Here is a 12,809-nt window from a genome sequence, read left to right on the forward strand (position 1 = left end):
GGAAAACTAAAGCATTTACGATCCTAGTGTGAATCGTTAGTGTCTACCACTTGTTTAGTCTTCGTTTTTCTTGCGTCTTGCAAGGCCAGCCAGTCCGACCAAACCAAGAGCAGCGCCTAACAATGCAGCAGAAGCTGATTGTTCTTCACCAGTAGAAGGAAGTTCTGGTGCTGGCGGTGTTACCGGTGGTGTTGGTGGTGTCACCGGTGGTGTTGGTGGTGTTACCGGTGGTGTTGGTGGTGTTACCGGTGGTGTTGGTGGTGTCACCGGTGGTGTTGGTGGTGTCACCGGTGGTGTTGGTGGTGTTACTGGTGGTTTCGGTGGAATTACCTTGTTGTTGAACTCAGTATCTTCCGGTAATTGAGAAGTTGTCGTTAAGACTTTGCCTTCTTTAGTAACTGTTACTGTTACTGTAGCTACCATCTTATCGTATTCAACTCCTGCTTCAGTACCTTTAACCTCTTCCACTGTGTAAGTGTGAGTTCCTTCTTCTCCACGTTTGAACTCTAATGCAGAGAACTTGATGTTTCCTGATGCATCGTTCTTAACTGTTTCAATAACTTTTCCATCTTTATCTTTAAGTACGAAGCTAAATTCACCTTCTTTTAGCTCACGTCCTTCAAGTTTCTTAGTGAAATTAAATTCAACTTTAGTTGGGATGTTAACGACACGTTTTTCTGTTGGTTTTTCTGGTTTTTCAACAGATTTCTTAGTTGGATCGTATTGGTGAACAGTTTGTGAAGCAGTGTTTTCGATATCTACACCATCTTTAGCTGTTGCTTTAATAGTTGCAGGGATCTCAAACTTGTAGTAACGTCCGAATGCAAATTTAGCAGTGTCGATTACTGGAGTGTTTTCTGCATCTCCAAGTGACTTAGTCAAGTCTGTCTTAGAAGTTGCAGTGATCACACCATTTTCAACCTTGATATCAAATTTAGCTGTCACATCTTCTCCTGTTACAGAGTCGTATGCTTTAATTTCTACTACGTTGACGTCTAAGTTTTCGCTGTCATATTTATCTGTTACACCTACAGATTGAATATTGTGAGCTTCAGTGAACTTAGTTGTATCCAACCATACTTGGTAGTATACTTTATCACCCTTCTTAAGTGTCTTCGTATTGATATTTTGAGCTTCATTATTATCAGCTTGATCAACATAAGGATTTGCATTCGTATCAGCAACCTTATCTGCCAATTCTTTATCATCATCCAGAAGTTTGTTGCCAGTGATATCGAATTTCTCTTCATTAAGAATGTATTTCTCTGGGTTAAATTCTGGAGTTTCTGGTGGAGTTACCTTGTTGTTGAACTCTTTATCTGCTGGTTCTGTTACGTCAGTAATGAGAGCTTTAGCTGTTCCGTCATGTTTAACTTCCACAGTTACTGTTGCCTTCATCGTATCGTATGCTACAGTTCCATCAGTACCCTTCACTTCTTCAACTGTGTAAGTATGAGTTCCTTCTTGGCCCTTCTTGAATTCAAGAGCTGAGAACTTAACGTTACCAGATGCATCATTGCTTACAGTTTCAACAACTTCACCTGCTGCATTCTTAAGAACGAAGCTGAATTCGTTAGCTTTAAGTTCACGACCTTCCAACTTCTTAGTAAAGTTAAATTCAATTGAAACCGGTACGTTGTTGACACGTTTTTCAGTTGGTTTACTTGGTTTTTCAACTGTCTTAGAAGTTGGGTTGTAGTAGTTGACTACTTGAGCCGCAGTGTTTTCGATGTCTACTCCACCTGCAACATCTGCTTTAACAGTCGCTGGGATATCAAACTTGTAGTAACGTCCAAATTCGAATTTAGTTGTATCGATGATTTGAGTGTTGTCCGCATCGCCAAGTGACTTCGTGAAGCCAGCTTTAAGAGTTGCAGTGATCACACCATTTTCAACCTTGATGTCGAACTTGTCTGTTACATCTGCTCCACTTACTGAATCGTAAGCCTTGATAGCTGAAGCATCTACATCAACTTTCGTTTCATCAAAGTCATCAGTGATTCCTACAGTTTGAACGTTGTCTTTGTTAGCTACGTCAAATTTAGTTGTATCCAACCATACTTGATAGTAAAGTTTTTGACCACGTTTAACAGTCTTGGTGTTGATGTTTTGAGCTTCATTGTTGTTAGCTTGATCTACATATGGATTTGTATTTGTTTCTCCATATTTATCAGTCAACTCAGCATCATCATCAAGAAGCTTGTTATCAGTGATTGAGAATTTCTCTTCATTCAAGACATATTTCTCTGGTTGGAAATTAGGTTCTTCTGGAGGAGTGACACGGTTGTTAAATTCTTTATCCGCAATTTCGCCTACAGTTGCGATCAGAACTTTAGCTGTTCCATCGTGTTTCACTGTAACTGTTACATTCGCTTTCATTGTGTCGTATGTAACGGTTGCGTCTGTGCCTTTAACTTCTTCTACTGTGTAGTTGTGAACGCCTTCTTGACCTTTCTTGAATTCAAGAGCTGAGAACTTAACGTTACCAGCTGCATCGTTCGTCACAGTTTCAAGAGTATTACCTTCTGAATCTTTAAGAACGAAGCTGAATTCGTTAGCTTGAAGTTCACGTCCTTCCAACTTCTTAGTAAAGTTGAACTCAATTGAAACCGGTACGTTGTTGACACGTTTTTCAGTTGGTTTGCTTGGTTTTTCAACTTTCTTAGTGGTTGGGTTGTAGTAGTTGACTACTTGAGCCGCAGTGTTTTCGATATCTACACCAGCTGCAACTGATTGTTTAACTGTTGTTGGAATGTCAAACTTGTAGTAACGTCCAAATGCGAATTTAGTTGTGTCTATAACTTGAGTGTTGTCCGCATCGCCAAGTGACTTCGTGAAGCCAGCTTTAAGAGTTGCAGTAATGACTCCGTTATTAACTGTAATATCAAATTTAGCTGTTACATCATCACCTGTTACTGAATCGTAGGCTTTGATCTTAGTAGCATCAAGATCCAATTTCGCTTCATCGTAGTCATCTGAGATTCCTACTGATTGGATATTGTCCTTGTTAGCTGCGTCGAATTGTGTTGTATCCAACCATACTTGGTAAACCAACTTGTCGCCACGTTTAACAGTCTTAGTGTTCAAGTTTTCTTTTTCATTATTTGATGCATCATCCGCGTATGGATTGGTATTTGTATCTGCGTACTTGTCTGCCAACTCTTTATCATCATCAACGAGTTTGTCGCCTGTGATATCGAATTTCTCTTCTTTAACAACGTATTTCTCTGGTTGGAACTTAGGTTCTTCTGGAGGCGTTACCACATTGTTGAACTCTTTGTCTTCAGCGTCTGTTACGTTTGTAACTAATGATTTAGCTGTTCCATCATGAGATACCACAACTTTAACTGTAGCTACCATTGTATCGTATGTAACAGTTGCGTCTGTTCCAACAACTTCTTCAACAGTATAGTTGTAAGTTCCTTCATCACCCTTCTTAAATGTAAGAGCTGAGAATTTAACTTTTCCGTCAGCATCATTCTTCACAGTTTGAAGTTCTTTACCTGTCGAATCTTTAAGCACGAAGCTGAATTCTTGATCTTTCAACTCACGTCCTTCCAACTTCTTCGTAAAGTTGAATTCTACTGAAAGTGGTACGTTGTTGACACGTTTCTCAGTTGGTTTGCTTGGTTTTTCAACTTTCTTGCTTACTGGATTGTAGTAGTTGACTACTTGAGCCGCAGTGTTTTCGATGTCTACTCCACCTGCAACGTCTGCTTTAACAGTTGCTGGGATATCAAATTTGTAGTAACGTTCAAATGCAAATTTTGTTGTGTCAATGATTTGAGTATTTTCTGCATCACCCAATGACTTCGTGAAGCCAGCTTTAAGGGTTGCAGTCATCACACCATTTTCAACCTTGATGTCGAACTTGTCTGTTACATCGTCACCAGTTACTGAGTCGTATGCTTTGATTGTTGAAGCATCTACATCAACTTTTGTTTCATCGAAGTCATCAGTGATTCCTACTGATTGAACGTTTTCTTTGTTAGTTGATGAGAATTTAGTTGTATCCAACCATACTTGGTAGTAGATCTTATCTCCGCGGTTAACAGTTTTGGTATTGATGTTTTCTGCTTCGTTGTTTGAAGTTCCATCTACATATGGGTTTGTATTTGTTTCACCATATTTATCAGTCAACTCAGCATCATCATCAAGAAGTTTGTTTTCAGTGATTGAGTATTTCTCTTCATTCAACACATACTTCTCTGGTTGGAACTTAGGTTCTGTTGGAGGAGTTACTGTATTGTTGAACTCTTTGTCAGCTGGTTCAGTTACGTTAGCAACCAATGCTTTCGCTGTTCCATCGTGTGATACTGTTACAGTTACTTCTGCTTTCATAGTATCATATGTTACAGTTGTGTCTGTTCCTGCTACCTCTTCAACAGTATATTTGTGAGCTCCTTCTTCACCTTTTTTGAATTTAAGTGCTGAGAACTTAACGTTTCCTTCCGCATCATTCTTAACCGTTTGAATTTCTTTGCCAGTTGAATCTTTCAGTACGAAGCTAAATTCGTTCGCTTTAAGCTCACGACCTTCCAAACGTTTCGTGAAGTTGAATTCTACAGTGATTGGCACACTGTTCACACGTTTTTGAGTTGGTTTTTCTGGAGTTTCTACAGATTTGCTTACTGGGTTGTAAACGTGAACAATCTGATTGGCTTTGTTTTCGATGTCTACTCCACCTGCAACGTCTGCTTTAACAGTTGCTGGAATATCAAATTTGTAGTAACGTCCAAATGCAAATTTAGTTGTGTCGATAACTTGAGTATTTTCTGCATCACCTAAAGATTTGTTCATAGAAGCTTTAGATGTAGCTGTAATGACTCCGTTAGCTACTGTAATATCAAATTTAGATGTTACATCTTCACCAGTTACGCTGTCATAAGCCTTGATGTCAGTAGCGTTAACAGTCAATTTATTTGCTTCGTATGTATCAGAGATACCTACAGATTGGATGTTGTTCTTGTCAGTGAAATTCTTAGTGTCCAACCATACTTGGTAAACTAATTTATCACCGCGTTCAACAGTTTTCGTATTGATGTTTTCTGCTTCATTGTTGTTTGTATCATCAACATATGGGTTAGCATTTGTTTCTGTATACTCATCTGTCAACTCATGATCATCGTCAACGAGTTTTGAACCAGTAATATCAAATTTTTCTTTGTTAAGGACGAATTTTTCTGGTTGGAATACAGGCGTTTCTGGAGGAGTGATCTTGTTGTTGAACTCTTTATCCTCAGTTCCATCAGTAGCGTTACCATTAGCATCTACCCCACCAGTAGAAACTACGTTAGTTACTGTTGTTAATGTGTGACCATTTTTAGCAACTTCTACAGTAATAGTAGCTTTCATAGTATCGTATACCATACCAGCTTCTTTAGCTGCAGGAACAACTTCTTCTACTGTATACGTGTGAGTACCAACTTTAGAGTTGTCGAATGATAATTCTGTAAATGTTACAGTTCCATCAGCTTTGTTAGTTACTGTTTCAACTTCTTCACCATCTGCATTTTTAAGAACGAATTTGAATTCTCCGTCTTTCAGTTCACGTCCAGCTAATTTCTTAGTGAAGTCGAATTTAGTTTTAACTGGTGCTACAACATAGTTGTTGAAGATTTTATCATCAGCACTTGATTTGAATCCACCTTCAGCACTGTATTTAACTGCAGCTTGTAAATCACCTTGAGCATTCTCCGTAACAGTAACAGTCATCGTAACTGTCATTGCATCGTAATCAACATTTCCATCAGAACCTGGTGTTTCAGTGATGGTGTAGGTATAGATACCTGTTTTGTTAAATGTTAATTTGCTGAATGTAGCTTTACCGTCTGCTTTATTCGTTACAGTTTCTTCATAAGCTTGGATTGATTTATTTGGTTGAACTTCTTTTAGTTTGAATGTAAACTCACCATTTGCTAATACACGTCCTTCCAATTGTTTTTCAACTTCTGGAGTGACTTCAACTGGCTCTTGTTTGACATAGTAGTAGACCGGTTGTTTATGTGGCGTCAAAGTGTTAAGCAAGTCAACGTTTGTACCGATACCACCAACTCCACGTTCTAATTGTGCGTTAGCTGAACCGTGTCCAATCCCGTCTCCTAAGAATGGTACGAATACTGATTTATATGGCGTATATCCTGCAGCTTTTTGGAAATCGAATGTAACTTCTTTACCGTTAGGATAGTTTGTTTTGGCTCCAGTTTTTGGATCAGTTACTGTATGTGCAATAGTGTTAAGAGGTGATTTCTTAACAACTAATTCTTGAGTGTTATGTTCACCTGGTTTAATAGGTTTAGTTTCTGCAAGCAACATATAGCCATCAGTACTTAGTGAACCATCAGAACGCTTACTTTGTTGTTTTGGATCTAGTAAGTAAACACGAATAACTACTGAACCATCTTCTCCAACAACTTCTTTAATCCGTTTAATACCATAACGGTCTGCATCCATAAATTTCGTCCCAACAGTATAAGGACGACTGACATAACCAGATTTATCGTTTGCATCAGCTGTTTGATACAATTTATATCCATCAAATTGGCGCTCCCCAGATGCTGTGAAACTTTGTCCTTCCATAGCTTTAGTAGCATATCTAGCTAAATCTACTTCATTACCATTTTCTTTGTAATCTTGAACAGTTTTATCTGTTTTATTTGCATTGAATGTAGGATTGTTTTTATCAACTACTTTATAGTAAGTTGTTTTATTAATTGCCTCTGGTATTTTAGCATTTGAATCAGTAATTGTACGACCGTTATAAGCTGGTTCAACAACGTTTAGAATATCTGTTGTTGTACGAGCGTTATAAACCGCAGTATGAAGTGCTTGCTCTGCAGGTGTCAATTGGTGTCCAGCAGCCACTAAATCTGTTATACTCTTTCCAACTTCATACCCATTTTGAATGAATGGTTGAATTGTTTTACCTTTTTCTTGAGCAAGTCCAGCTTTATAATCTACTTGGAAGGTTAATTCACTATTAGACGCAGCTGTGGTAGTAGTGAATTTTTGAACGCCACTTGATGAAGTAACCGTTCTTGTTTCTACTACATTCCCAGTCGTTTTATCGATTAATTCAACAGTTGTATCTGTAGATTCATCAAATCTCTTATAAGCACGAGCATAGTATTTTGTACCATAACGTTCATTGAATCTAGTTAAATCCCAGATAGCGTATGTGTACCAGTCTCCTTCTTTAGCTGAATATCCAGCTGGTACAGGTTGTGAACTAACAGTTGCACCGTTAGCATCTTTGATTTCTGGAGTTGCTTTTTCCCCATCTTTTAAGTAAGTACTTACCGCTACAGGGTTAGAGTTGTGGTCTCCAGATACAGCTTCATTCGTAGTCGCACGACGGTTACGAACTTTAGGTTTATTTGACTCATCTGTAGCTGGTTTTGCTTCAGTTGTTGCTGATTTAGTGGCTTCTTCTACTGCTGGTTTAGCTTCTTCAGATTTTTCTTCTGTTTTTGCTTCCTCCTTAGCAGCCTCTGGTTTAGCAACTTCTTCAGTAGATGGTTTTACTTCCTCAGTTTTTTCTGCAGTTGCTACTGGAGTTTCAGTTACTGCTGATGTAGCTTCAGCTGCCTTTTCTTCAGCAACTGGAGCGCTTACTTTAGAGGGCTCTGTTCCTTCAGCGTTGGTACTTGCTGGAGCCACTTCTTTCGCTGGCTGAGATTCCTCAGATTGGGGACTTGATACTGCGACCACTTCACTTGGTTTAGAAGCAGACACAGCTTCATCCGCAGCTACTGACGGCGCTCCGACAGCAAAAAGTGCTGTCCCTAGTAATACAGAACAAACACCAATGCTATATTTTCTTAAAGAAAAGCGCTGGCGCCTATTAAACAATTCCTTCATTTGTTGTATCTCCTTTTTCATATTATTTTTTTCTTTGATACACATTGAATAGTAACAAAGAAGTAGCGTTTCGTCAACAAATTATACATTTTTGGCTATTTTGACTATTTATTTTACATAATCTTAGTCATATTGCAATAGTTTTCACAAAATTGTCACTTTATTTCCCACTTGGTACGATTTTTTACTATCTTCGAATGTGGTGGATCTCCTTTTATTGATGATGGAGCATTCGGCTATCAAGTTAAGGCATTTAGCCCCTTTCAGTAAGCTTCTACATCACTTATTTTTCCTTTCCATTTTGACAAGTGAATTCCACTCAAAAGAAAAAAGTTGAGAATACATCTCAACTTTTTTATAGGATATTAGACCTACATACTTAGACCGTCTCTTTCGAACGTTTCATGATAATCACTAAGGATGCAATTGAAACGATTGATAATAAGCTACCAAGGATAAATCCTTTTTTCTTAAAGACGAACTCAATCTTATGCTTCCCTTTTGTGATTGGGAAGGATAAGAAAGCATTCCAAGATTTTTCAGTTTGGACAAATTTCCCATCTACTTTGACCTTCCATCCGTCACTATATGGGATTGAAGTCATCATAAATTTACTATCATCCGTAATATTTACATTACCGACAATATGGGTATTTGAAAACTTGGTTACTTCTAAACCTTGTTTCTTACGATTATCTAATACTTTTTGAATTTGATCAAGATCTGCACGATAGACCCCTGCATGACTCATATCAATTTTATCCGTTCTAAATCGAAACTCAATCACAGTTTCTTGATTTTCAGTATTATCAGTTAGTTGCCAAAGTTGTCTTTGAGTAAATGTTTTATTATTAGGCAACCATTTCCCTTTCACTAAAACTGAGTAATCTTGTTTTGGAATCAACCCCGCTGGTGTGAAGAAGTAATAAGTATAGTTTGAACGTGGCACTAGCTTATATCGAATGATGGCCTCTTTAGAAGAATCTGCTCTTTTATAGATTGCCTCACCAGTATTCTTATCCACTTTTTCTTCAATGACATTCTCCGTTTCAATGGCACTAAAAGCTAACGGTTTAAAGTAGTCATAATAATCACTCGTTTTCTTTTGATGCCCTTCCATTGAGTTCAAAATAATATTTTGGTTTGCGATAGCATTATTCACTCCAAATTTTATATTTTTAACCAGAGCATTTGTTCCATATCCAAGAGGGAAGGAATTTGGGTTCTTATAGACAAGGAATCGCTTATCTTCATATACTTTTTCTGTATAATAGCGCTCTAGATCAAAACGATTTGTAAAACGATGGAAGTACATCTTTTCTGGATTTGCTTCTATTTCTTTTGGATCAAAATCTTTCACCGTCATATAATAACGAACCCCATACAAGGCATCTGTTAGAGGTGTCCCATTTGTATATTCGGTAGCAGCATTGACACCTAGGTCTCCCATTAAAGCGAAGTGATCCAGGGTGCTTCTTTCCAAACTTGAACTAAAGGTACTTAAGCCAGGATAAGATACCAAAGAAGGTACTGTCCGTGAATATGCAAAAGTCGTTGCAATCCGATAAAATTCTTCATCTGCATTTTCTTGAATATTATCTGTCACGCGTTTCACTGAAACAGCTGCATCTGAAAATTTATTGACGTCATCATAACCCAGAGTAACCTGAGAAAGGTATGCATTATATCCAAATTCAAAGATACTCAAAGCCGACACGATGACTACTGAAATACGTGAAAGTTTAGAATTTAATAGAAGTAATAAAAGCAGATAGATTATCGCTGTTAGACTTAATTGTGAGAATAGATAGCCTTGTTTCAACAAAAATCCTGCAATCACTAAGAAAAGAGTAGTAACTCCAATTCGAAGGATTTTTTCTCTTTGATTGCTCTTTGATTTTTCCCAGTAGGTATAGAAACCAAAGCAAGCAACAGCCAGAAGCCCTAGTAGGTGAAGAATTGAGTATCTTGAGAAATAGGATGTTACTGCTTTTGGTTGAATTTTGGAAATAAAGGTATAGCTATTTGAATGGATGTAAATAACAGCTAGAACCAAACCAATTGTAATGACTAGATTAGTTAGCTTAGAAATAACTACTTTCTCTTTCATTACTTGGTAAGCCAATACCAACATGAAGAATGAGAATAACCACGAAAAACGGAAGAAGAAACCGGCAGGGTTTTGCCCCATATGCCAAATCTTACTTACAAACTCATTGACGAATGATATCAAGAATACAAGAGTAACAATCCCAGCAGCCCATTTCTTAACTTTTGAAACATTCTTAGAGAGAAAGTAGAGAACAAAGCCAAGAAAACCAAACGCTCCAATATAGATATTTGGTAAGTTTGGTCCTGCAGACCAACCAGAGGTCGTATCAAAGCCACCAATCACCATCTTAGCAAGAATATCCAATGGATTAATCTGGAAGGCTAAAGAGAAGGTCATCCCTCCACCAACTTGAGCTTTACTTTCTATCAAGTTGAAGAATACAGGAAGAATTAGAATTGCTGCTGTCCCAATCCCAATAATAGAATAGATGACAGCCTGTAACAAAGGTTCAATAAAGTTTTTGAGCTTCGCTTTAAGATCTCCTTCAATCATCAACCTAGGAGATACATAGAAGCAAGCATATAGAGCAACAAAGATCGAAATCATGTAACCCATGTAAAATTGAAGTAGGACGGTCAGACCCAATGCAAAAGAATAACGATAAGGGGCTTTACCATCTAATAATTCTTCCAAGTAAACAATGACAATCGGCAACATAATCATAGCGTCATAAAAAATGACGTTCATTTGATAAGAAACCAACATTCCTGAAAGAGCATATGCTGTCGAAAATAGTGGCACTAACCATTTTCTTTTCTCTAATCCTTTATAGCGCTTGATAAGAAGAAAGGCGAAGGCCATTCCTATTGCGCCATAACGGAGCCAAATTGTCAAAAATACTGCAAAACCAAAATGCTTCAGCGGCGTCAAAATATAAATGATATTGAAGGGACTCATTAAATAATATCCGAGGACCCCAATCATATCTCCACCAAGGGACTTAGTAAACGAATAACTCAGACTAGAAAGATCCCCAGTGAGTACCGCATTTTTTAATAGACCAAAGAAACTGATGTATTGTTGACCAAAGTCAACTGCCATCAAACTTTTGGTCCCAAAAGGATATGATCCCATAAAGGCCCAAACAACAAGCATAATTGTCATTGGGAGTAAAGCGCTAAAAGCATATAGAAACCTCTTGGGATTCTTTTTCCAAAGCTCTTGCAAGCGCATAAACCAAATTAACATTTTTATCTCCTATACATCTTAACCTATCTTATTCTCATTGGCTTGTTCAATATTGGTGTCTTCAATGATGAAATGAGGACGGCGCTTCACTTCGTAATAAATTTTTCCAATGTATTCCCCAAGAATACCGATAAATATTAACTGAACACCACTAAATAGAATGATCGCAGCTATGGTTGTAAAATAGCCACTCACATAATTCCCTTGCGCGAACATGTACTTCATCATTTCAAAAGCAAGATACAAGATAGCAAGTCCCAAACAGATAAATCCAAACTGAATACAAACACGAAGGGGACGATCATTAAATGAAATAATCCCTTGAATGGCATAGTTCATTGATTTTTTAAAACCAAACTTACTCTTACCAGCTTTACGGATTTCGTTTTTATAAGGAATCACCTTCTCTTTGAAGCCAATCCACTCATACAAGCCCTTATTGAAACGATTGTATTCTGGCATAGATACAAACGCATCAATTGCTTTACGACTAAGGAGTCTCAACTCGGATTTACCATCCGTCAGTTTAACATCCATTGACCGGTTGGACAAGAAATAGAACATACGAGCAAAGGTACTACCGATAAAGGACTCCCCTTCTCGAGTTCGTTGCCCACTGACGATATCATAGCCTTCATTATAGGCTTCTAAAAAGAGGGGGATCAGATAAGGTGGATGTTGTAAATCTCCATCCATTACCATTACCGCATCACCGCTTGCATATTTGAAGCCTGCTAAAATACCGCTCTCACGACCAAAATTACGACTAAATCGAATATATTTTACATGAGGGTTCTCTTCCGCAATGGCTGTAATGAGTTCAAATGTTTTATCACTACTTCCATCATCGACATAGAGAATCTCATAGTCAGTAAGTTCCTTCCCAAGCATCTGCTCTAATTGACCCGAAATAGCAGCATGCGTTTGAGACAGGACCAACTCCTCATTCAGTAATGTAATGAGTATCGATAGTTTCATCTCTATTCTCCATCTACTCTATTTCCAAAAAAGAGAGAGCTTTCGCTCTCTCCTTTATACGGAAACTCTTTTTCTATTATTTAGACATTTTACGTTTCATTACAATCGCACCTGATAGGACAAGTACTCCTGTGAATACTAGGCCAGTTGCTACGACTTCACCAGTATTTGGAAGGACTTTGCGTCCACCACCGTTACCATCTGCATTTCCGCCAGGGTTTCCTGGTGTTGGTGTTGTTGTTGTGGTGGTTGTACCACGTTTTCCGCCAGGGTTTCCAGGTGTTGTTGTAGTTGTAGTTGTTGTAGGTTCACCTTCACCTGCACCATGGTTATTTGGATCTACCGGAGGTGTTGACTCTGGAGTTGTGGTGGTTGTTGTGGTTGTTTCTTCACTAACTGTTGTAGTTGTTGTAGTGGTTTCTTCTTCACTTGATGAAGCAGTTGTTGTGGTTGTTTCTTCTTCACTTGATGAAACAGTTGTTGTGGTTGTTTCTTCTTCACTTGATGAAGCAGTTGTTGTGGTTGTTTCTTCTTCACTTGATGAAGCAGTTGTTGTAGTGGTTTCTTCTTCACTTGATGAAGCAGTTGTTGTGGTTGTAGTTGTAGGTTCCTCTGTTGAGGAAGTAGTTGTAGTTGTTGTAGGTTCCTCGGTTGACGAAGTAGTTGTAGT

The 12,809-nt window shown here is 38.1% G+C and carries 4 protein-coding genes; all 4 read right to left on the bottom strand.

Annotated elements, in window-relative coordinates; all coding sequences use genetic code 11:
- Positions 1-54: 54 nt before the first annotated feature.
- Positions 55-7,860 (bottom strand): YSIRK signal domain/LPXTG anchor domain surface protein, encoded by a 7,806-nt coding sequence (locus ADH49_RS06520; protein ID WP_048690897.1) that lies wholly within the window; start codon positions 7,858-7,860, stop codon positions 55-57.
- A 379-nt stretch (positions 7,861-8,239) separates the two neighbouring features.
- On the bottom strand, positions 8,240-11,161 hold the full coding sequence (gene pgfM1, locus ADH49_RS06525; RefSeq protein ID WP_048690900.1) for a glycosyltransferase PgfM1: 2,922 nt from the start codon (positions 11,159-11,161) through the stop codon (positions 8,240-8,242).
- A gap of 18 nt (positions 11,162-11,179) precedes the next feature.
- A complete protein-coding gene (pgfS, locus tag ADH49_RS06530) occupies positions 11,180-12,139 on the bottom strand; it encodes a glycosyltransferase PgfS (protein WP_048690902.1) in 960 nt (319 codons plus the stop codon).
- Between the two features lie 76 nt (positions 12,140-12,215).
- The coding region (locus tag ADH49_RS06535; RefSeq protein ID WP_048690904.1) for an LPXTG cell wall anchor domain-containing protein at positions 12,216-12,809 on the bottom strand (594 nt) is incomplete at its 5' end.

Origin of the sequence: Streptococcus sp. 400_SSPC (assembly GCF_001072745.1) — a bacterium.
Classification (GTDB): Bacteria; Bacillota; Bacilli; order Lactobacillales; family Streptococcaceae; genus Streptococcus; species Streptococcus xiaochunlingii.